Genomic DNA, 19,910 nt, shown 5'->3' on the forward strand with positions numbered 1-19,910 from the left:
GGCGCAGCGGCGCGGCGCCCACCTCAACCCGGCCAGTTCACGCGTCCGAGATGGATCAGGCGGAGCTGGGCCCGTGCCGTGCCGGTGGCCGCCGACCAGTCCTCTCCCCGGAGGGAGGCGGCCAGGAACGCCGAGGCCGTCATGAACATGTGATCCACCAGCAGCCGGGACAGCATCGTCACGTCGTCGGCGTCCCAGCCCGCGCTCAGGGCATCGGCGGCGAGGGCTGCGCCCACCTCGTCGGCGAGCACGTCGAGGTGCCCGGCGATGGCGTCCCGCACCGCCGGCACCCCGCCGTGGCGCTCGCGGACCAGGAAGCGGACGTGCGCGGGCCGGCCGCGCACGAGTTCGGCGACGAGCCGCACCACGGCGTCGCCGCGCCGACCGGCGTCGCCGGTCGCGGCGAGGATGTCCCGCACCGTCGCGTGCAGGCTGGCCAGCGCCTCCTCGACCAGTGCGGTCCCCAGCTCGTCCATGCCCCGGAAGTGGCGGTAGAAGGCGGTGGGGGCGACTCCGGCGGCCCGGGTCACCTCTCTGAGGCCGAGGCTACCGAGGCTGCGGTCCGTCAACTCCGCCAAGGCCGCGTCGAGGAGGGCGCGTCGGGTACGGCGGCGCTGGGTCTCACGAAGGCCGGTGTCCGAACTCATGACGCGAAGTCAACCGCGTCACACTTGTGCGCCGCCAGCATGAGGACAACTGAACCGGGTAGTCAGTGAACAACTGTTACCTGAATGGAAGGACGTCTCATGCTCTTCCTCGTAGGTGCGTTGCTGGTGCTCGGCGTCGTCCTCGGCGCCGTGGCCCATGTCCCCGCGCCCGTCAGTGCGGTCGCCGGTCTGGCCATCGCCCTCTGGCTCGCCCTCTTCGCCACACGCGAGCGCTTCGCCGCCCATCGCCGGGCCGGACGCCTCGACCACGGACGCGGAGGTGTGCGATGAGCCCGCTGACCGGATCCGACAACCGGGCCCGTACCCGTGACGCCGATGCGATGGCCGTCACCGGGTTCGTCCTCGGCCTGGTGGGGCTGCTCGTGATGAACCTGATCCTCGGCCCGACCGCCGTCGTCCTCGGCGCCCTCGCCCTGCGGCGGCGCACGACCAGGCCCGGCCGGGCCCGTCTGGGCATCGCCCTGGGCCTGGCCGACCTGGCCGTCCTCGGCTGCCTCGTCACCGCCGACGGAACGTGGTCGTGGGGCCTGGCCTGAGCTCCGTCGAGCGGGGTCGGAAGCCGCGTGGAGCCACACCGGGCGGCCACCCGCACAACGTCCTGAACGCCTCGGAACGCCTGCATGACCATGGTTCAGGCCACTAGGATTCGGCCGTACCAGGCGCGATGCGGGGGGCCGAGTGGACGCGTTGATACCGGGTGACCCTGCACGGGTCGGGCCTTACCACGTCGTCGCACGACTCGGCAGCGGAGGCATGGGCCGGGTCTACCTGGCCCGCACGCCCGGCGGACGCAGCGTGGCCGTCAAGGTGGTCCATCCGGAACTGGCCCGGGACCCCGAGTTCCGACGCCGGTTCGCCCGCGAGGTCGCCGCCGCGCGGGCGGTGGACGGGCGGTACACCGCGCAGGTCCTCGCCGCCGGTGTGGACGATCCGACACCGTGGCTGAGTACGGTCTTCGTACCCGGGATGTCGCTCGCCGAGGCGGTGGCCGAACACGGGCCGTTCCCCGAGGCCTCGGCGCTCGCCCTGGCCCGCGGGCTGGCGGCGGCCCTCTCGGCCGTGCACGCCGCCGGACTGGTGCACCGTGACCTGAAACCGTCCAACGTCCTGCTGGGCCCCGACGGGCCCCGGGTCATCGACTTCGGGATCTCGCGGGCCACCGAGGCGAGCGCCCTGACCCGCACCGGAATGACCGTCGGCTCCCCCGGCTTCATGTCGCCCGAGCAGGCCTCCGGGGGCACGGTCGAAGCCGCCTCCGACGTGTTCTCCTTCGGAGCCGTGCTGGCCTTCACCCTGAGCGGTGAGAGCCCCTTCGGGACCGGCGCCACCCCGGCGCTGCTCTACCGGGTCGTGCACTCCGAACCACGGCTGGACCACCTCTCCGGGCCCGCTCGGGACCTCGTACGGCGCTGCCTCGCGAAGGACCCCGCCGCGCGGCCCACCCTGGAAGCCCTGTTCACGGAACTGTCGGCCGAGTCGGACGACGCCCGCCCGGTCGGTTCCGACTGGCTGCCGGCCCCGGTCGCCCACAGCCTGCTCGCGCGCGCCTCCTCGGCGCTGGAGGCGGACTCCGACCCGTCGCTGACGGCCACCGCGCCCCCGAGGTACGCGCCGACGCGGGTGGACCCCGCGGCGGCGGCCGGGCCGTACCCGGCCGCCCCGCCCGGGTACGGCCCGCGCCCGGCCGGGACCCGCGCCCGGTTCCGTACGGCACCCTTCATCGCGGCCGCCGCGGTGGTGGTGGCCGCGGCGATCGGGGCCCTCGTGTACACGGCCGTACAGAACGGGAAGGACGCGGCCGAGCGCTACGTGTCCCAGGACGACAGCGGCGGCACCCCCACGGATCCGACGCCGGAGAGCACCGACCCGCTCGACGGGTGGTCCATGTCGGACGAGGCGGAGATCCAACTGCCCACCGGCCACGGCATCGACGCCGGCGACCTCACGCAGGCGCAGGCGGGGGACGGTTTCGATGTCGACCTGCACCCCGACTGGAACCTCGCCGGGGACGACATCCTGCTGCTCAAGTCCGGGGACGCCGAACTGAACAGCGACTGCCTCGCGGACGAGCGGAGCTCCGACTACGGAACGCTCGTGGAGGACGCCGAGTGGGGCATCGACGACATGATCTGCGTCCGCGTCTCCTCCGACCTGCTGCTCGTCCTACAGGTCACCGACATCCAGGACGGCCAGGACGACTACCTGGAGGCCGTCGCCAAGGTGTGGAAGCGCGATTGATCCGCTGCTCCGCTCACCGGCCCGCCCTGGCCCGGCCCGGTGAGCAGCATGATCACTACCGGTAAGGTGATACGGAAAATCCCTTTTGCCATCCGGCAGTTCATCACACACCGAAGCGACGCACCCCTGTGAACGACGAGACAGACCGAGCCCCCATCGAGGACACCCGCTTCGGCGCGATCACCGTCCGCCAGGACGGCCAGGACCGCATCGAGGTCGACGGCGAGGCGATCCCCCGCGTGACCCTGCGGCGCGCCCCGGCGACGGAGGCGGATCCACAGATCGCCATCGGCACCCGCGACCCGGCGCACCTCACGATGCGGGTCGACGACACGGCGGTCGAGCTCCAGCCGGCGAAGGGCCGACTGAGCAGGCACTCGTACCGGGTGGACGTGACGTACGACGGAGCGGACTACCGCCTGATCCCGGACTCCGTCCCCAGCAGCCGACTGACCCGCGACGGTGCGCACCTGGGCGACTTCTCCTCGGACGGGGACGAGACGGTCATCGCCGAATGGCGGGAGGACCGCGAGATCCGCCCGGCGGACGCGGCGATCGGATACGCCCTCGCCTCGGCGTTCGGCACGGGCGCCCAGCCCATGTGGATGATGATCGTCGACGGCGTGACCAGCGCCCTCCCCTGAACCTGCCCTCAGTCGAGCCAGATCACCACGGCGTGGCCGTCGCAGGCCGCGCCTCGGAAGCGGAGGGTGACACCGTGCCGGCCCCGAATCCGGATCAGGCCGGGTATGGCCGGGGCGGGCGGCAGGTTGCGAGACTGGCGGGATGGAAGAGTTCTCCGCGTCACGCGTTGACGCCTATCTGCGGCGGATCGGGGCGGAGCGGCCCGGGTCCGCGAGTGCGGCCGCCCTGCGCGACCTGCACCTGCGGCACCTGCGGACCGTTGCCTTCGAGAGCCTGTCCATCCACCTGGGACAGGAGATCGTGCTGGAGGGGGAGGCACTGCTCGACAAGCTGCTGCACGGCGGCCGCGGCGGGTTCTGTTACGAGCTGAACGGCGTGTTCGCGCTGCTGCTCCGGTCCCTGGGCTACCGGGTGGAGCTGCTGCAGGCCCGGGTGCACTCGGCCGACGGCGGGCCGGGCGTCCCCTACGACCACCTGGCGCTTCGCGTGAGTTGCGAGGACGGCCGTCCGTGGCTGGTGGACGTGGGCTTCGGCGACCACAGCCACTTCCCGCTCGCCTTCGACGAGCGCGGCGAGCAGACCGATCCGGGCGGCGCGTTCCGGATCGTGCCGGTCGACGGCCCCCACGGGGACCTCGACGTCCTCCAGGACGGCGTGCCCCGGTACCGGCTGGAGACGCGCCCCCGGGTCCTGTCCGACTTCGTGACCGGCGCGTGGTGGCACAGCACCTCGCCCGCATCCGGTTTCACCCGCAAGCCGGTGTGCTCACTGCTGACGGAGACCGGCCGGACCACCCTCAGCGACCACGTCCTGACGGTCACGGCCGACGGGGAACGGACCCAGCGGACGCTGACCGACGACGCCGAGGTCCTGGCGGCCTACCGCACCCACTTCGGCATCGACCTGCCCCGCGTCCCGGTCCCCCTCCACCCGCGCCCCTGACGACCTTGGGGGCGTCAGCCGCGTTCGAAGGCGTGCGAGTGGCAGATCACGACGAAGCCGCGGCGCTCGTACCAGTGGCGCGGCCAGTCCATGGCATCGGCGGTCAGGAAGCGGAAGTCGCTGTCGTGGGCCGCGGCCCGGCTCAAGGCGCCCGCCAGGACGGCGTCTGCGTAGCCGCGTCCCAGGTGGACCTCCGAGGTGATCAGGTCCTCGATCTGGGCGGTACCGGTCGCCCGGTCGACATAGAGGTCGGCCCACGAGGCGACGTCGCCCGCCTCCGTGCGGGCGCCGATGAACCGCACGATGTCCGCCCCGCGCCGGCGGGCCTCGCGCCGGTCGACGAGCTGGCGCAGCACCTCGTCGTCGGCGTCCGGGAGGAAGCCCCGCCAGCGCCGGGTCAGCGGAACGCGCAGCGCGTCGAGGTCCACCTCCTGGGCGGGTCCGGCGTCCGGCACCGGGCCCGTGTGCAGCATCACCAGGTAGGTGGAGTGGGTGTATCCGGCCCGGATCAGCGGCTCCGCGCATGCCTTGCCGGTGTCGTCGTCGAGTACGGAGATCAGCCGGTGCGGCAACTGCCCCAGGGCTTCCTCCGCGAGGGCGGGCAGCGCCTCGGGGTCGACGGCCGCGTCGATGACGACCTGGTTGTTCGCACGGGACCGGGCGAACGCGTCGTCGTACACCGCGAACCCTCCGGGGACGGCCACGGTGCGCGCGGCCTGGCGGCGGGCGAAGTCCGACAGGAAGGTGTTGACGCGCTGGAGTGCTGGGCTCGGCATGGGCCGAGCCTATGCAGCCCGGGCCGCGGACGCCTTCGAATTCTCCCGTGAGCCGGCCGTCACAGCCTGAGGATGACCAGCGCGGTGTCGTCGGTGACGCCGACCGCGGGGATGAGCTCGGCCAGCAGGGCGTCGGCGAGTGCGTCGGGGCCGGCACCACGGTGCCGTGCGAGGGCTTCAGCGAGCCTTGCCAGGCCTACGTCGATGTCCTCGCGGCGCCGTTCGATGAGCCCGTCGGTGTAGAGGGCGAGGGTGGCACCTTCGGTGAAGGCGACCTGTGCCTCGGGGCGGCGGGTGTGTTCGGGTCGGGCGCCGAGCGGGGGGTCCGTCGCCTGGTCGAGGAAGGTGATGGTCCCGTCCGGGTGACACAGGACGGGCGGGGGGGTGACCCGCGCTGCTGTAGGTGAGGGTGCGGCTTTTCCAGTCGATGAAGACGGACACGGCGGTGGTGGACTCGGCGCCCTCGATGTCGCGGGCGTACAGACCGAGGACCTCCAGGGCCTGGGCCGGCCCCTCCGCGACGCGGGAGGCGGCGGACAGGGCGCTACGCAGCTGGCCCATCACGCCCGCCGCGAGGAGTCCGTGGCCGACGACGTCCCCGACGGCGAGGGCGGTGCGCCCGGGCTGGTCGACGAGGTCGTACCAGTCGCCGCACACGTTCAAGGCCTCGGTGGCCGGCCGGTAGCGCACCGCGGCCCGATGGTGGCCGAGCGGGCGCGGCGCGGGCAGCAGCGACTCCTGGAGGTGGAGGGCCACCTCCCGCTCGTGGGCGTGGGTGCGGCGCAGGCCTTCGTTGACCGCCTGGAGCTCCCGGGCACGGGTGTAGAGCTCGGCCTCCAGGACCTCGGCGGCGCGGTCCCCGCCGCTGGGGCCGCCGCGGGCCCGGATCAGTTCGGTGACCTCTTCCACCCGGTGCAGCAGGAGGGCCACGCTTCCGTCGGGGGCGAGGACGGGGACGTTGATCGGGCTCCAGTACCGCTCCTGCCACACCCCTGACCGGTCGGGGGACTCGACGTCGTAGCGCTGCACGGCCATCGTGTCGGGCTCGGCGGTGGTTGCGACCCGTTCCAGGGAGGCGCGCAGGTTGCGCATGCCGGTCGCCGCGGGATCGGTGGGGTTGTCGGGGAAGACGTCGAACAGGTAGTGGCCGATGAGCTGCTCGCGGGTGCGGCCGGAGGCCGCCAGGAAGGACTCGTTGACGTCCACATAGACCAGGTCGGGCGTGAGCAGGGCGACCGCGCCCGGCAGGGCTTGGAAGACCGCCTCGTAGTCGATCCCGGATCCGTCCACGTCCACCTGTTCGCACGCCGCCGCCCGATCATGAGGTCGTTCCCACGATAGGCGCGGCGGTGCGGGGCGGGCCGACGCGAAGCGGCTCAGGGGGCGATCGGCAGCTGTCGCTTGTGCTCGGTGAGGCGGTAGCGGGCGACGATGGCCGCGAAGGCGGTCCCCTCGACGGGCTTGCCCTCCAGGAGGTCGTCGATGTCGTCGTAGGTGACGCCGAGCGCGTCCTCGTCGGGCTTGCCCGGGTCGAGCGTCTCCAGGTCCGCGGTCGGGGTCTTGTGCACCAGCTCGGCGGGGGCGCCCAGCTCCTGCGCGAGGGCGCGTACCCGCCGCTTGGTGAGGCCGGTGAGCGGGACGACGTCGGCCGCGCCGTCACCGAACTTGGTGAAGAAGCCGGAGACGGCCTCGGCGGCGTGGTCGGTACCGACCACCAGACCGTCGTGCGCGCCCGCCACCGTGTACTGGGCGATCATGCGCTGCCGGGCCTTGATGTTGCCGTGCACGAAGTCCTGGTGGTGCGCGTCGCGGAAGACCGTGCCGCCGGCCAGCGCCGCTTCCAGGGCGGCGTCGCTCGCGGACCTCACGTCCACGGTCAGGACCCGGTCGGCCCGGATGAAGTCCAGCGCGAGCTGCGCGTCCTTCTCGTCGGCCTGGGTCCCGTAGGGCAGTCGCATGGCGAAGAACGTCGCTTCGTGTCCGGCGGCGCGGACCCGCTCGACGGCGAGCTGGCAGAGCCGGCCGGCGGTCGTGGAGTCCACCCCGCCGCTGATGCCCAGGACCAGTGCGCGCAGGCCCGTGGAGGTCAGACGCTCGGCGAGGAAGGCCACTCGGCGCTCGATCTCCTGCCGTACGTCGAAGGACGCGCTCACCTGGAGATCGAGGGCGATCTCCTGCTGCAGGGATATGGACGCCAGGTCGGTCACGGTTGCTCCTCGCTCGGGCCCGTGCGCGGGTCGGCACGCGCCGCCCGGCCGGGGTCACAGTCACGTGTACGGGACGGAAGCACTCTAGAGGAAGGCCGGGCACCCGTGGCCCGGCGCCCATGGCCCGGCGGACGTGGGGCGGCGGACGTGGGGCGGCCGTGACCCGGCACCTTGGCCCGGCGCCCATGGCCCGGCAGACGTGGGGCGGCGGACGTGGGGCGGCCGTGCCCCGGCGCCTTGGCCTGATGTCCCGGACCACGCGGGAGGGGTCCGGTTCCGGTGACCGCGTACGACTCCGGGACACTGGTGGTGTGCGCGCCCGGTGGTGCCTCGTTCCTGCGGCCCGCGGCGGTCGCCGACCCCGAGGTGTGGCGGCGGGTCCGCGAGGTCACGGACCTCGCGGAGGAACTGGACCGGGTGGCGCCGCTGTTGGCCGGTGGCGGGCTGGAGCGGATGATGCTCCGGGCCCGCTCCGGACCGGTCCCGGCCGGTGCGTACGAGGCGGATCCGCGGCAGTCCTGCCCGGAGCTGGTCATACGGGTGGCGGCCGAGCTCGGTGTCGGCGCGGACGCGGCGGCGCTGTACCTCCGGGTGGCGGCGCTGGCCACGCCCACCGACCGGAACGTGCGTCGGTGGAACGGCTGGACCGCCAAGCGGCACAAGGAGGTCCGTGCGGAACTCCTCGCCTCCGGCGCGGTCATGGAGGCCAAGCGGGCGCGGGCGGGCCGGACCGTGTTCCTGCCCGGGGAATGGACCGAGTTGAAGGCCCCGAACCTGCCGCTGGAGACGGTGAAGCCGGCGAGTCATCAGGTGCGCCCGCTGTGGAGCAACTCGGTCCGCGCCCCCCTTCGGCCGGGTGCTACCGACGGCTCCCCTGCACGAGATGTTCGCGCAGGCGTGGAAGCGGAGGTCCGCCAACCGCTCGTGAATGTCCGGTACTCGGACGGAAAAAAGGTGCGCACGGGCGTCGGCGTTGACAAGCTGCTCTCGTGAATCATGAACAGATCTCCGGGATCGCACACGCCGACCACCCCATAAAGGCCCCGCTCGACGACGAATCGGTACGCCGACTGCTCGAACACGGCGCACCGCGCGACGGCGAGCGGGTGCTCGACCTGGGGTGCGGTACCGCGGAATGGCTTCTGCGCGCCCTTGCCACCCACCCCCGTCTGCACGCCGAGGGCGTCGACACCTCCGAGGTGTCCGTGGAGCAGGCCCGCCGCTCGGCGGGCCTGCTCGGCGTCGAGGACCGCCTCGTCGTACACCAGCAGAAGGCTTCGGAGTTCGTCTCCGACCAGCCCTTCGACCTGGTGGTCAGCGTCGGAGCCACCCATGCCTTCGGCGGCCTGCTGCCGACCCTCGCGGCGGCGCGGGAGCACCTGGCTCCCGGCGGCCGCGTGCTGCTCGGCGAGAGCTTCTGGAACCGTGAGCCGTCCGCGGAGGCCGTCGAGATCTTCGGCGAGCTCCACGACCTGGCGACCACCGTGGACCTCATCGCCGCCGACGGGTGGGCTCCCGTACACGCCCATGTCAGCACACGCGCGGAGCTGGACGCCTACGAGTGGTCCTGCCTGGGCTCGCTGGCCTCGTGGGCCCTCGACCACCCTGCCGATCCGAACGCCGCCGAGATCCTGCGGACGGCCCACGAACGGCGTGCGGAATGGCTGCGCGGCTACCGGGACAGCTTCGGCTTCGTCTCCCTGGTCCTGCGCCCGACCTCCGGGCTGTAGTTGCCGCGGCGAGGCCGCCCGGGGCCTGCGGGCCCTCCCGGCCCGCCGTCCACCGTCCTGATGTGACGGCGCGGGGTGCGGGCGACCAGGGCCGTCCGCACCCCGGCACCACCGGCCACGGCCCGGTCTCCGCCCGTACCGCCCGGTGCCGCCCGGTGCCGCCGGTCCCGCCCGGTCCCGCCCCGGGTGATCCGGCGGCCTACGCGAGGCCGTCGGCGACCAGGCCGGCGAGGACCGCCTGGCCCAGGGCCTGCACGGCGGACTGCGGCCGGACCATCACGGTGAACTCCTTGATGCGGCCCGCCTCGTCGAAGTGGAGCAGGTCGATCCCGTGGATCTCCCGACCCTCCACCGCGGCGCGGAAGAGCAGCACCTCCGCCGGGGCCTGCGCGCCGTCGGCGCTGGTCTCGGCCGCGCCCTCGAAGTCGCCGATGTAGCGGAAGTCCTCGAAGACGCGCATGAGGACCCCGAAGAGCCCCAGGACCATGGGCCGCCCCTCGAAGGGCGTGAACTTCACCGGGCTGTAGAACCGGACGTCCTGCGTGAACAGGTCCTCCAGCGCGGCGAGATCCCGCTTCTCCACAGCGGCGCGGAAGCGTTCGGCAGTCTCCATGACCCCTCCTGATACTCATGAATCTGACTAGTCACTTTCATGAGTATGATGCAGGGGTTGGCGAGGAAGGGGAAGGGGCGACCGCGATGGCCTTGCGACATGCCGTACTGGCGGCGCTGCTGGACGGCGAGTTCAGCGGCTACGAGCTGGCGAAGTCCTTCGACATCGGCGTCGCGAACTTCTGGCACGCCCTGCCCCAGCAGCTGTACGCCGAGCTGGCCAAGCTGGAGAAGGAAGGTCTGGTGGCGGGCCGCGAGGTGGTCCAGGAGACCCGGCCCAACAAGCGCCTCTTCCAGGTCACCGAGGCCGGCCGCACCGAACTGGAGGAGTTCGCCGCGGCCCCGCTGAAGTCCTCCGTCATCCGTGACGACCTCCTCGTCAAGGTCCAGAGCGCCGACCGGATCGGCATCGAACCGGTGATCGCGCAGCTCGAGGCGCGCGCGGTCGCCGCCGACGCCAAGATCGAGTTGCTCGGCAGGGTGCTGCGCAAGATGCGCGGCGACATGGACGAGGACGAGTTCCTGCTCCACGGCGAGCGGATCGGCGGATACCTGACCGGTCTGCGCGGCCTCGCCTTCGAACAGGGACATCGCGACTGGTGCCGCCGCAGCGCGGCGCTCCTGAAGGAGAGGCTGACCCGTGCCGAACGGTGAGTACCTGCGTTACGTCGCCCTGGGCGACAGTCAGACCGAAGGCCTCGGCGACGGGGACGACACCGTGGGCCTGCGCGGCTTCGCCGACCGGTTCGCCGCCCACGTCGCCGCCGTCAACCCGGGCCTCCAGTACGCCAACCTGGCCGTCCGGGGACGCCTCGCCGGGCAGGTCCGCGCCGAGCAGCTGGGCCCCGCCCTGGACCTGCGCCCCGACCTGGCCACCGTCGTCGCCGGGGTCAACGACATCCTCCGGCCCCGGTTCGACGCCGCGGAGGTCGCCGGGCACCTGGAGGAGATGTTCGCCGCGCTCACCGGCGCCGGGGCCCGCGTGGCGACCGTGACCTTCCCCGACCTCAGCGTGCTCGTGCCCCTCGCCCGGCCCGTCGCACCCCGCATAGCCGACCTCAACGACCGCATCCGCGCCGCGGCCGCCCGCCACGGGGTCGCCGTCGCCGAGACCGCCCGGCCGGTCGCCGTGACCGACCCGCGGATGTGGACCACCGACCGGCTGCACGCCAGCCCCGTCGGCCATGCCCGGATCGCCGCGGCCCTCGCCCACGCCGTCGGCCTGCCCGGCAGCGACGACACCTGGACGCACCCGCTGCCGTCACGGCCGGCCGCACCGGGCGGCTCGACCGTGGCCGCCGAACTGCGCTGGGCGGCCGCCTTCCTCGGCCCCTGGCTGGGCCGCCGCCTGCGCGGCCGCTCCTCCGGCGACGGTCGCACGGCGAAACGCCCCGCACTGCTGCCGCCGGCCATCACCATCGACCGGGCCGGCTCTTCCGGGTCCTGACGCGCGCCGGAGCCGCTGCGGCCGTACGACGGGTCCTCGTCGTCAGTCCGCCGCTCGACCGGCCTCGATGGGGGTGTGGCTCCGCCGTCGCAGCTCCTCGCGTTCGGCGTCCGGGATCGTCATCGACTCGGCGAGCAGGGCGGCGAGCGCGTCCACCTGGGTGGTGCCGATGTCGGCGTGGAAGAGCCACCGGATGTTGTCATCGCGCGTGATGAGGTCGACCGCCAGGCGCCCGCTCCTGTCCTGCGGGGTCGTGGTCGCCGCTCGGACGTAACGCACCTGGTCGATCGGGATGTCCTGGCGGATCTCGCCCTGTTCGAGAAACGCGGTCGTCCTGGCCGTGATGATGCGGCGGTCCGTGACGGCGACGAGCGTCTTCGCCGCCGCCCGGTCCTTGTCCCTCGCCGCCGCCAGCTTCTCCTTCGCTCCGCTGAAGATCGCGGAAATCGGACCGAGAGCATCGACCTGGTCCGGGAAGCCGAGGACGCGCAGGGTCTCACCGTCCTCCAGGAACCATCGCAGGATGCGGAGGTACGGATCGAGGGCCGTCGATCCGGTTGCGCAGACGACGCCCGGAACCTCGAGCGCAGGGGCGGGCGGATGCAGCACGTCGGCCAGAGGCTGGATCGCCTCCAGCAGACGGGCGGAGGTCTGACGGGCGGCGATCGAGTCCCGCCGCTTCCCCGGCAGGGACAGCGTCTCGCGTCCGGGGAGCTCGGCGATGATGCGCAGCTCCCGCGTCAGCGCATCCACGAGGCGCCCGGTCTCGGCGAGAGCGGAGCCGAGCTCCTCGCGGAGGTCGCGCACGATGACGTCGACGAGCCGGGCCTCGTCGGCGTCCTCGCGTCCCGCCTCTCGCGCCCGCGCGGCACGGAGCGCCTGATACCCGGTCCACGCCTTGATCGACGACAGGAGCGCGTGCGCGTCGAAGACGATCGCCTCGGCGTTCGTCTCCAGGTGCTCCCTGCGCCCAGGTGGGTCGAGTCGCTGGACCTGCCGGACGTGGCCCTGGACGTTCTGCCGGTACAGCTCGAGCTGCTTGCGCAGCGCCGCTTCACTTCCCGCGACGTTCTCCCACAGGGACGTCGGAACCGATCCGACCTTCCGCGCCTGGTCGACCACGCGATCGACGGTGGCGACGAGCGCCGTCAGCTCGGACCACTGCCCCTGACGGATGGTCGTGAGGACCTGGCTCGTCAGCGCGATGTTGGTTCCGACCAGACCGGTGAGCTCACTCAGCTCCATCTGAAGGGCGACCATGGCCAGCGCCTGCCCCATCTCGGCAGCGGCCTTCAGCTTGCTCACGGCGGTCACGGGGATGAGGCGGGCCTGCTTGAAGCCACCGGCGAAGAGCACGGTTCCGAGGTTCGCGCCGTCCTTGACGGCGAGCGTTCCGCCGGCCTGCAGGAGGGCCCGTGTCGCGTCGCTGAGCTTGTAGAGCCCCTGCGCGCCGGCGAACGCGGTCCCGAGGCCGCCGGCCAGGGTCGCCGTGTTTCCGATCGAGGCGACGACGGTGGCGATCTGGCTGCGGTCGGCGGCCGACACGAGTCCGAAGTCGATCAAGCCGAGTTCGAGCTCCGCCGGGACCTTGCCGAAGACCACGGCGATTCCGGGGAGCACCTCCGCCAGGACCGTCGACGCGCTCGTCGCGTCGATGTCCGCGTCGGGTATCGGATCGTCCGCGGCAGGTGGGCCGGCGGGATCGCTCTCACCGCTGCGCTCAGGCTCGACGATCTCCATCGAGTCCGAAGGGTCCTGCATGTGTTCTCCTCACCGCGGGGGTGCGCAACGGCCGGACCTCGTCCGGGTCCACGGGCGGAGTCTACGGCGCGACGCCCTGCGGTTCGGCCCGAATCCACCGGGCCGATTCCGGAGCGGCCGCACGAGGAGGACACAGCCCTGGACCTCGCACCGCACCACCTCTGTGGCGGCCCGCCGCAGGATCAGATGTCGCCCTGGACCAGGGCGTGCAGATGCTGGTCGTGCCAACCGTCCGCGTGCAACAGCGCGCTGCGCTGGGTGCCTTCCAGGGTGTATCCGGCCTTGTCCGCCACCCGGCACGAGGCCGGGTTCGCCGTCGAGTGGCACAACCGGAGCCGGTGCAGGCCGAGATCGTCCAGCGCCCATCGGCTGACCCGCCGGGTCGCCTCGACCGCGACGCCCGCACCGCGTGCCGCGGGCAGCAGCCAGTACACGATCTCCGCGCTGCCGCCCTGGAGGTCGATGTCGCCCCAGCCGATCAGGCCCACGGCCGCACCGTCCGGCCGGGCGACGGCCCAGAACGCGGCGAGCTCGGCCTGCCATCGCCGACGCATGCGCTCGATCCTCTGCCGCGCCTCTTCGGGAGAGTTCACCAGCAGCCGGTTCCAGAGACGGATCGTCCGGTCCTGGCCGGCGGCGAACAGGACGTCCGCGTCATCCGCCTGCCAGGGGCGCAGCTCCCACCCGTCGGACAGCGCGAGCACGGGCTGTTCCGACCCGGCCATACGGCCTGCGGGAACGACGTGCGGGATCGGCGAGTCGGAGATCATCGCGGCATCCTGCCACAGCTCCCGGCCCGGGGCGCCCGTACGGTCACCGCTTGCGCGGCCACCATCCCGCGCGCCTGCGTGAGCCGCGCGGGCCGCGCTCGGAGCGCAGGGGTGGCGCCAGGGCGAAGACCACGGTGATGTGCGCGCCTCCCCGCGGGGCCTGCGCGATCCGCATCGAGCCCCCGGTGACGGTCGCGGCCCTGCGGGCGATGTCGAGGCCGAGCCCCGAGGAGCCCGTGCTGCTCCCGCGCGAGAGGGCCCGGTCCGGTTCCGGGATGCCCGGTCCGGAGTCCTCCACCACCAGCTCCACGGCCTGGGCGGTACGGGCGACGCGGACCGCGAACGCGGTACCGGGCGGGGTGTGGCTGAAGACGTTGCCGATGAGCGCGTCCACCACCGCGGCGATGTCGTCGTCGCTGAGGCTGACGGCCGTGGGCTCCTGGGTGAGGTCGAGGGAGCAGGCGCGGTCCTGCTGCTCCGCGAGGACCGCCCAGAAGGCGGTCCGGCGCCGTACGACATCGGCGGCCTCGGAGCGGGGGCAGTCGGACGGGCCGGGCGGCCCCGGCGGCCGCGTCACGATCGCCTGCGGGACCGTACCCGTGTCCGCGCTGCGCATGCCGTGGCCCATCGGGCCCACGGCGAGCGGGGTGCGCGCCGCGGCGATGATGGCCTGGAGTTCCGATTCCAGCGCGTGCACCGCCGCCTCGACCCTGGCCGACTCCGGTGTGCCCGCCATCCGTTCCGATGCCAGGTGCAGGGCGGTCAGTGGGGTGCGCAGCCGGTGGGAGAGGTCGGCGACCAGTTCGCGTTCGATGGCGAGCAGTTCGGTCATGCGGTGGGCCATGGCGTTGAAGGCGACGCCGGCGTCGCGCAGTTCCTTGGGGCCCATGGGCTCCACCCGGGTGTCCAGATTGCCCTGACCGAGGGTGTGCGAGGCCTGGGCGAGCTTCTTGGAGGACCGGACGACCTTCGCGCCGAGCCGGTCGGCGACCAGGACCGAGCCACCGACCAGACCGACCGCGAGGAGCAGCATGACCGCCCAGGAGGCCTTGACCCCGCGGGTCAGTTCCTCGTCGGGGACGAAGTTCTCGATGACGGCGACCCGGTCGCCGGGGAGGACCACCGGCTGCAGGCAGATCCATCCGCCGGGGGTCTTCTGGGAGATGGACTCGCGTCCCTGCTGGGCTCGTTCGAGCAGTTTCACGGGTGCCTGGGAGTCGCCGAGGCTCTGGGCGTCGGGGAGATGGATGACCAGGTGTTCGGCCGCGTCGAGTCCGGCGGCGGATTCCCGTAGCGCGGACGGATCCGTGGTGAGCGTGAGGACGGGTGCGAGGGCGGCGGCGCGCTGCTCGGCCGCGGTGACGCTCTGCTCCTTGACCAGCGACATCACCAGTGCGCCCAGGGGTATGAGGAAGGAGAGGGCGACCATGGATGTCACGGCGAGCGCGACTCCCGCCAGTGAGCGTCTCACCGCGGGGCCACCAGCTTGATGCCGACGCCGCGGACCGTCAGCAGGTAGCGCGGGGCCGCCGCGCGTTCGCCGAGTTTGCGGCGCAGGGACGACAGGTGCACGTCGACGGTCTGGTCGTCGACGTACGGCTCGCGCCAGACCTCGGTCAGCAGTCGGCGTTTGGAGACGACCTGGCCGGTGTGGTGGGCGAGGAAGGCCAGGAGGTCGAACTCCCGCCGGGTGAGGTGGAGCTCCCGGCCGGCCAGGTACGCGGTGCGCGCGCCGGGGTCCACCGCCAGTTCGCCCACGGTGGTGGCGCCCATCGGGTCGGCGGCCGGTGCCGGCCGCGCGCCCTGCGCACTGCGGGCGGTGCCGGTGGGGGGCACGTGGCTGGTGCGCCGCAGGACGGCGGAGAGGCGGGCGATGAGCTGTCCTCCGGAGAAGGGCTTGACCAGGTAGTCGTCGGCGCCCGCGTTGAGGAGCTTGATGATTTCGGTCTCGTCGTCGCGGGCGGTGGCTACCAGGACGGGGACGGACGATATGCCCCGGATCATGCGGAGTGCGTCTCCCCCGTCCAGATCGGGCAGGCCGAGGTCGAGGACCACCGCGTCGACGGGCGTCTGGGTGACCTCGCGCAGGGCCCCGAATCCGTCGCCCACGCTGCGTACCGCATACCCGTGCTCCGCCAGGACCTCGATGAGTGACTGGCGGATGCTGGGGTCGTCTTCCACGACCAGGACGCTGGGCATGGGCACACCTTAGGGGTTCGGTCCCCGCACCTTTCAGTGGGTGTCGAACGTGGGGCCGTCGTCGGTGAGGCGCAGGTGTACGGGGTGGTCGGCGACCGGAATGGTGCAGCCCTCCTTCGCGCTGCAGCTGGCGTAGCCGAGCAGCACCGTGGCGTCCCCGTTCCCGTCGGCGCGGACGGGCAGGGTGGTGGTGACCGGGCCGTCCGGGTAGACGGGCATCGGGGCGTCGACGCCGGGGACGCTGATGGACCGTACTTCGGCGGCGGCCGTCAGCTTCCCGTCGGTCTTCAGGACGCCGGTGACGTCCACCGAGGTCGGCCGGCCCACGCCTTCTATGCCGGTGGGCGGCAGTTCGGTGCTGTACAGGTGGAAGCCCTTCTTCTCGGGGGTGAAGACGGCGGTCAGCGTGCCCTTCGAGGCCTGCCAGTCGGCCACCGAGAGGGTGACGGTGACCCCGTTCTCGGTGAAGGTGGTCGTGGGCGCCGACGCCTTCGCCGCGGCGGCGCCGGCCGGGGCCTTGTCGGCGGACTGGTCGCCGCAGGCCGTGAGCGCGGCCAGCGAGAGGAGGGCGACCACGGTTCGGGTCGTCCGGGTACGCCTGATGCGCGGGGAAAGGTTCATCTGTGTCTCTGTGCCTTTTGTGTCGGGAATACGAATCGAATCGGTACGGGGTCCGTCCGCTCACACGGCGGTGGTGAAGTCCGCGCTCCACAGCTGCAGTCGGTACACCAGGTCGTTCCACACGCCGGCGGCCAGCAGTACGCCGACGAGTACGAGCATTCCGCCACCGATCCGCAGGACCCACGGGTAGTGGCGTTTGACCAGGCCGAAGGCGCCCAGTGCGCGCCGGAAGGCCAGCGCGGCCAGGACGAACGGCATCCCGAGGCCGAGACAGTACGCCGCCATCAGCAGCGCCCCTCGGCCCGCGCCGGCCTCGCTCCAGGCCAGCGCCTGCACGGCGGCCAACGTCGGGCCGATGCAGGGCGTCCAGCCGACCGCGAACACCGCGCCCAGCACGGGGGCTCCGGCGAGCCCGAGGGCGGGACGGCGGTGGCTGCGGAACTCGCGTTGGGTGAATCCCGGCAGGAACCCCATGAAGGACAGCCCCATCAGCACGGTGAAGACACCGAGCACCCGGGTGATCACCTCCTGGTGGGCCAGCAGGGTGCGGCCGAAGTACCCGAACAGGGCGCCCCCGGAGACGAGGACCGCCGTGAAGCCGAGGACGAAGAGCAGCGCGCCGGCCGCCATCCTGCTGCGGCGCCCGCCGCGGGCCTCCGCCAGGTCGGAGACCGACAGGCTGGTCACATAGCTGAGGTAGCCCGGTACGAGCGGCAGCACGCACGGCGAGAGGAAGGAGACGAGTCCCGCGAGGAACGCCACCGGAGCGGCGATGGTCAGGGTCCCGTGGAGGAGGGAGGGGGTGTCCGCGGCGGCGAGTACCAGGCCCGTCGTCATGACGTCTCCTCCAGCACCCGGGCGAGCAGGGGGCCGAGTTCGTCCTCGGTGACCGCGCCGCCGATGCTGACGGCGATGCGGCCGCGGCGGTCGATCACGAGGGTCGAGGGGATCGCCTGCGGGTTGAGGAGGGCGGGGGGAAAGCGGAGCAGGAGCTCCCCGGTGGGGTCGTGGAGGCTGGGGAAGTCGAGGCCGTGGGCGCGGACGAAGGACCGGGCCGCCGCGCGGTCCGGGTCGCGGGTGTTGATCCCGAGGAACCGGACGCCACGGTCCCGGGTCCGCCGTTCGATCCGCGCCAGGTCGTCCGCTTCCGCCCGGCAGGGCCCGCACCAGGACCCCCAGACGTTGACCACGACGACCTGTCCCCGGAAGTCGTCGAGGCCGACCGGCTTCCCGCCGAGGTCGTCGCCCGCCGTCGCGGGCGCTGCGGGCCGGTCGGCGGGGGCGATGACCGTGGCCTCGGCCGCCGACCTGACCACGGCGCCGGCGGTGGTCACCGGTTCGGCCGCCGCCTCCGTGCGGCTGCCGTCGGCGGCGACCGTGCCGAAGGCGGCGAAGACACAACCGGCCGCGGCCGCCACGAGGGCGGCTCCGGCCAGGGCTGTCGTACGCACCTGGGCCCCGCGCGGGCCGGCTGGTCTCACGCGGCCCACTTGCGCAGGAAGGCGTTGATCCCCTCCGCCGTCAGGGAGGGGTTGCCCGTGGTGTGGGTGTCGGTACGCACCTTGCCGGACGAGTTGACGACGACCAGCACGGGCATCGTGTAGGTACCGCCCGCGGGGCTGTACTTGCGCAGGAGTGCGGAGTTGGCGGAGCTGTTGCCACCGATGTCGATCTTGACCAGGTGGTACGAGGCTCCGAGGATCGCGGCTGTCTGCGGCTGGGCGAACACCTTGTCGGCGGCCTTGCAGTTGCCGCACCAGTTGGCCCCGAAGTCGAGCAGCACCATCCTTCCGTCGGCCTTGGCGGCGGCCAGTGCGGCGTCGATCTGCTTCTGCCCGTCGGCGGAGCTGTCGTAGCCGGGCCCGGGGACCCGGGCCGGGGCGGCGGGCGCCGCGGACGTACGGGCGGCCTTGGGGGCCGTGGAAGCGCTCTTGGACCGGGAGGGCGTCGGTGAGGAGGAGGCCTGGGTGGTGGCGGACGCCGACGGCGAGGCCGACGCGTTCGGGGAGGCCTCGGTGGACGCGGAGGCCGACGGCACGGCGGAGGCGAGGGTGGTGGCGGACTGTCCGAGGGTGGTCGGCGAGGCGGAGCCGGCGCTCTCGGAGGACGGCCCGCAGGCGGCGCACAGCCCTGCCGCGACCACGGCGGCGGCGACGAGCGGCAGCCGGACACCCAGGGGCGCGGCGGAGCGGGGCTGCGCGGCGTGGCCGGTACGGACGGGTCGGTGTATGCGAGAAGTCATGGCGAAGACACCCCAAGGCGCGCGGAGAACTACGGGAAGGGCGAGAAGCCTCCCGACTCGATGAAGCCGGTGGTCCGACGGATCGCCGGGGCGGTGTGCCCGGGCGCCGAAGGCCGATCGGCTGACGTGAGCATAGGACCGCGGCGGGCCCTGCGAACCGCCTGAGTGCGATCTTGAGGTTCCCCTAAGGAACAGCTCACCTTCCGCTTCGTCGGGACCCGTCCGATGAGCGCATACGGGGAGGCAATCCCCGCGAAAGGGATCAGGGGGACGAGCGGTGCGGACCGGCCGAAGCGCTCACGCCCCCGCTGTCCTGCCCGTGTGGTGGCGCCCCTACGGGCCGGCCGGTCGGGGGGCCGACCAGGCCGCCGTCAGAACGATGTCTCGCGGACGCCGGCCTTGGCCACCGGGTCGATGGTCGCGGTGACGACCGACCGGTGGTCCGAGCTGCTGAACGTGACCGTCAGGGTTTCGTCGTCGGTCTGCGAGGTGGTGGCCTTGAAGCCGCGGCTCGGGACCGCGGAGATCAGGCATACGCCCCGGCTCCCGTACCGCACCGTGACCTTGCCGCCCTGCGAGGGGACGGTGTGCAGGCCCGGTCCGCCGTTCTCGCAGTCGACGCCGGGTTTGGGTGCGGTGGTCCGGGCGGTCGCCGAGGGCTTCGCGGACGGGGAGGACGGAGCCGAGGGGGTCGGAGCCTCGGTCACGGTGGGCGAGGGGCTCGGGGACGCGGAGGCGGTCGGGGACGGCGGGCCCGGCGAGGTGTTCTGCACCGCCGGCCAGGCCGGCGGCGAGTCGAAGACCATGGGGGCGGACCGGGCCACCGGGGGCGTATGGCGGGTGGAGCCGACGACGAACTGGACCGTGGCGAGCACGGCCGTCACGCTGGTGGCCGTGCACGACAGCCATATGAACAGGAAGCGCGGAAATCGAGGCACGGCCCCATAGTGGCGGACGGACCGGGTCGCGCGTCACCACCTCCCCCGCCCGGCGGATGGGAGCACCGGCGCCCCACGGTGCCGGAGGCAGGAACACGGACGTCCTCCGACCCG

General features: G+C 72.7%; 23 protein-coding genes and 1 pseudogene. 9 read left to right on the forward strand and 15 right to left on the reverse strand.

Going from position 1 to position 19,910, the window contains the following annotated elements; all coding sequences use genetic code 11:
• Positions 1–23: 23 nt before the first annotated feature.
• The gene (locus tag AB8A24_RS36210) at positions 24–647 is read right to left on the reverse strand and encodes a TetR family transcriptional regulator (protein ID WP_328965087.1); all 624 of its coding nucleotides are present in this window, start codon (positions 645–647) and stop codon (positions 24–26) included.
• Between the two features lie 99 nt (positions 648–746).
• Between AB8A24_RS36210 and AB8A24_RS36215 the strand changes: the two genes are divergently transcribed.
• The 5 genes from AB8A24_RS36215 (at position 747) to AB8A24_RS36235 (ending at position 4,493) form a co-directional block, all read left to right on the forward strand.
• Positions 747–938, forward strand: coding sequence for a hypothetical protein (locus tag AB8A24_RS36215; RefSeq protein WP_266386550.1), 192 nt, complete (start codon positions 747–749; stop codon positions 936–938).
• The gene (locus AB8A24_RS36220; protein WP_369478621.1) at positions 935–1,204 is read left to right on the forward strand and encodes a DUF4190 domain-containing protein; all 270 of its coding nucleotides are present in this window, start codon (positions 935–937) and stop codon (positions 1,202–1,204) included. The genes AB8A24_RS36215 and AB8A24_RS36220 overlap by 4 nt, the downstream gene beginning before the upstream one ends.
• Before the next feature lie 142 nt (positions 1,205–1,346).
• The gene (locus AB8A24_RS36225; RefSeq protein ID WP_328965085.1) at positions 1,347–2,906 is read left to right on the forward strand and encodes a serine/threonine-protein kinase; all 1,560 of its coding nucleotides are present in this window, start codon (positions 1,347–1,349) and stop codon (positions 2,904–2,906) included.
• A gap of 128 nt (positions 2,907–3,034) precedes the next feature.
• A complete protein-coding gene (locus tag AB8A24_RS36230; RefSeq protein WP_369478622.1) occupies positions 3,035–3,550 on the forward strand; it encodes a hypothetical protein in 516 nt (171 codons plus the stop codon).
• 142 nt (positions 3,551–3,692) lie between these two features.
• Entirely contained in the window at positions 3,693–4,493 is an 801-nt protein-coding gene (locus AB8A24_RS36235) for an arylamine N-acetyltransferase (RefSeq protein WP_328965083.1), read from the forward strand.
• A gap of 14 nt (positions 4,494–4,507) precedes the next feature.
• Here the strand turns inward: AB8A24_RS36235 and AB8A24_RS36240 are convergent, their stop codons facing one another.
• The 4 genes and pseudogenes from AB8A24_RS36240 to nadE form a co-directional block, all read right to left on the reverse strand.
• Complete coding sequence (locus AB8A24_RS36240) at positions 4,508–5,269, reverse strand: GNAT family N-acetyltransferase (protein WP_369478623.1); 762 nt, start codon at positions 5,267–5,269, stop codon at positions 4,508–4,510.
• Between the two features lie 59 nt (positions 5,270–5,328).
• Positions 5,329–5,640, reverse strand: a complete 312-nt coding sequence (locus tag AB8A24_RS36245; RefSeq protein WP_369478633.1) for a SpoIIE family protein phosphatase — start codon at positions 5,638–5,640, stop codon at positions 5,329–5,331.
• Between the two features lie 10 nt (positions 5,641–5,650).
• Positions 5,651–6,565, reverse strand: a pseudogene (locus AB8A24_RS36250) (SpoIIE family protein phosphatase); the annotation flags it as partial.
• Positions 6,566–6,645: 80 nt separating this feature from the next.
• Positions 6,646–7,476 (reverse strand): ammonia-dependent NAD(+) synthetase, encoded by an 831-nt coding sequence (gene nadE, locus AB8A24_RS36255; RefSeq protein WP_328965080.1) that lies wholly within the window; start codon positions 7,474–7,476, stop codon positions 6,646–6,648.
• A 279-nt stretch (positions 7,477–7,755) separates the two neighbouring features.
• Between nadE and AB8A24_RS36260 the strand changes: the two genes are divergently transcribed.
• Complete coding sequence (locus AB8A24_RS36260) at positions 7,756–8,469, forward strand: hypothetical protein (RefSeq protein WP_369478624.1); 714 nt, start codon at positions 7,756–7,758, stop codon at positions 8,467–8,469.
• Positions 8,466–9,206, forward strand: coding sequence for a cyclopropane-fatty-acyl-phospholipid synthase family protein (locus AB8A24_RS36265; RefSeq protein WP_369478625.1), 741 nt, complete (start codon positions 8,466–8,468; stop codon positions 9,204–9,206). The genes AB8A24_RS36260 and AB8A24_RS36265 overlap by 4 nt, the downstream gene beginning before the upstream one ends.
• 199 nt (positions 9,207–9,405) lie before the next feature.
• Here the strand turns inward: AB8A24_RS36265 and AB8A24_RS36270 are convergent, their stop codons facing one another.
• Complete coding sequence (locus AB8A24_RS36270) at positions 9,406–9,819, reverse strand: nuclear transport factor 2 family protein (protein WP_328965077.1); 414 nt, start codon at positions 9,817–9,819, stop codon at positions 9,406–9,408.
• Positions 9,820–9,905: 86 nt separating this feature from the next.
• Here AB8A24_RS36270 and AB8A24_RS36275 point away from each other — a divergent pair, with 86 nt between their 5' ends.
• Together AB8A24_RS36275 and AB8A24_RS36280 are read left to right on the forward strand one after the other, a co-directional pair.
• The gene (locus AB8A24_RS36275) at positions 9,906–10,472 is read left to right on the forward strand and encodes a PadR family transcriptional regulator (RefSeq protein WP_328965076.1); all 567 of its coding nucleotides are present in this window, start codon (positions 9,906–9,908) and stop codon (positions 10,470–10,472) included.
• Positions 10,459–11,265: an SGNH/GDSL hydrolase family protein gene (locus AB8A24_RS36280; protein WP_369478626.1), complete on the forward strand. Its 807-nt coding sequence runs from the start codon at positions 10,459–10,461 to the stop codon at positions 11,263–11,265. Before AB8A24_RS36275 ends, AB8A24_RS36280 begins: the two co-directional genes overlap by 14 nt.
• Before the next feature lie 42 nt (positions 11,266–11,307).
• On the opposite strand, the gene AB8A24_RS36285 is transcribed toward AB8A24_RS36280, so the two are convergent.
• From AB8A24_RS36285 to AB8A24_RS36325, 9 genes are all read right to left on the reverse strand, one after another.
• A complete protein-coding gene (locus AB8A24_RS36285) occupies positions 11,308–13,026 on the reverse strand; it encodes a hypothetical protein (protein ID WP_369478627.1) in 1,719 nt (572 codons plus the stop codon).
• A 182-nt stretch (positions 13,027–13,208) separates the two neighbouring features.
• On the reverse strand, positions 13,209–13,796 hold the full coding sequence (locus tag AB8A24_RS36290; RefSeq protein WP_369478628.1) for a GNAT family N-acetyltransferase: 588 nt from the start codon (positions 13,794–13,796) through the stop codon (positions 13,209–13,211).
• A gap of 43 nt (positions 13,797–13,839) precedes the next feature.
• Complete coding sequence (locus tag AB8A24_RS36295) at positions 13,840–15,267, reverse strand: HAMP domain-containing sensor histidine kinase (protein ID WP_328965072.1); 1,428 nt, start codon at positions 15,265–15,267, stop codon at positions 13,840–13,842.
• On the reverse strand, positions 15,264–15,995 hold the full coding sequence (locus AB8A24_RS36300) for a response regulator transcription factor (RefSeq protein ID WP_328965071.1): 732 nt from the start codon (positions 15,993–15,995) through the stop codon (positions 15,264–15,266). The genes AB8A24_RS36295 and AB8A24_RS36300 overlap by 4 nt, the downstream gene beginning before the upstream one ends.
• Before the next feature lie 33 nt (positions 15,996–16,028).
• On the reverse strand, positions 16,029–16,616 hold the full coding sequence (locus AB8A24_RS36305; protein ID WP_369478629.1) for a hypothetical protein: 588 nt from the start codon (positions 16,614–16,616) through the stop codon (positions 16,029–16,031).
• A gap of 60 nt (positions 16,617–16,676) precedes the next feature.
• The gene (locus tag AB8A24_RS36310) at positions 16,677–17,453 is read right to left on the reverse strand and encodes a cytochrome c biogenesis CcdA family protein (RefSeq protein WP_369478630.1); all 777 of its coding nucleotides are present in this window, start codon (positions 17,451–17,453) and stop codon (positions 16,677–16,679) included.
• Positions 17,450–18,067 carry a TlpA disulfide reductase family protein gene (locus tag AB8A24_RS36315; protein ID WP_369478631.1) on the reverse strand — a complete coding sequence of 206 codons (618 nt, stop codon included), beginning with the start codon at positions 18,065–18,067 and terminating at the stop codon, positions 17,450–17,452. The genes AB8A24_RS36310 and AB8A24_RS36315 overlap by 4 nt, the downstream gene beginning before the upstream one ends.
• 26 nt (positions 18,068–18,093) lie before the next feature.
• Complete coding sequence (locus AB8A24_RS36320; RefSeq protein WP_328965067.1) at positions 18,094–18,858, reverse strand: thioredoxin family protein; 765 nt, start codon at positions 18,856–18,858, stop codon at positions 18,094–18,096.
• A gap of 371 nt (positions 18,859–19,229) precedes the next feature.
• Positions 19,230–19,796: a hypothetical protein gene (locus AB8A24_RS36325; RefSeq protein ID WP_369478632.1), complete on the reverse strand. Its 567-nt coding sequence runs from the start codon at positions 19,794–19,796 to the stop codon at positions 19,230–19,232.
• Positions 19,797–19,910 lie beyond the last annotated feature (114 nt).

Source organism: Streptomyces sp. BF23-19 (genome assembly GCF_041106355.1).
GTDB classification, from domain to species: Bacteria; Actinomycetota; Actinomycetes; order Streptomycetales; family Streptomycetaceae; genus Streptomyces; species Streptomyces virginiae_A.

Bases quoted from the DNA above. Each gene is read 5' to 3' on its own strand.
- AB8A24_RS36290 (WP_369478628.1), bottom strand. From the start codon at position 13,796: ATGATCTCCGACTCGCCGATCCCGCACGTCGTTCCCGCAGGCCGTATG.
- AB8A24_RS36210 (WP_328965087.1), bottom strand. From the start codon at position 647: ATGAGTTCGGACACCGGCCTTCGTGAGACCCAGCGCCGCCGTACCCGA.
- AB8A24_RS36300 (WP_328965071.1), bottom strand. From the start codon at position 15,995: ATGCCCAGCGTCCTGGTCGTGGAAGACGACCCCAGCATCCGCCAGTCA.
- AB8A24_RS36235 (WP_328965083.1), top strand. From the start codon at position 3,693: ATGGAAGAGTTCTCCGCGTCACGCGTTGACGCCTATCTGCGGCGGATC.
- AB8A24_RS36285 (WP_369478627.1), bottom strand. From the start codon at position 13,026: ATGCAGGACCCTTCGGACTCGATGGAGATCGTCGAGCCTGAGCGCAGC.
- AB8A24_RS36240 (WP_369478623.1), bottom strand. From the start codon at position 5,269: ATGCCGAGCCCAGCACTCCAGCGCGTCAACACCTTCCTGTCGGACTTC.
- AB8A24_RS36220 (WP_369478621.1), top strand. From the start codon at position 935: ATGAGCCCGCTGACCGGATCCGACAACCGGGCCCGTACCCGTGACGCC.
- AB8A24_RS36215 (WP_266386550.1), top strand. From the start codon at position 747: ATGCTCTTCCTCGTAGGTGCGTTGCTGGTGCTCGGCGTCGTCCTCGGC.
- AB8A24_RS36310 (WP_369478630.1), bottom strand. From the start codon at position 17,453: ATGACGACGGGCCTGGTACTCGCCGCCGCGGACACCCCCTCCCTCCTC.
- AB8A24_RS36270 (WP_328965077.1), bottom strand. From the start codon at position 9,819: ATGGAGACTGCCGAACGCTTCCGCGCCGCTGTGGAGAAGCGGGATCTC.
- AB8A24_RS36275 (WP_328965076.1), top strand. From the start codon at position 9,906: ATGGCCTTGCGACATGCCGTACTGGCGGCGCTGCTGGACGGCGAGTTC.
- AB8A24_RS36305 (WP_369478629.1), bottom strand. From the start codon at position 16,616: ATGAACCTTTCCCCGCGCATCAGGCGTACCCGGACGACCCGAACCGTG.
- AB8A24_RS36320 (WP_328965067.1), bottom strand. From the start codon at position 18,858: ATGACTTCTCGCATACACCGACCCGTCCGTACCGGCCACGCCGCGCAG.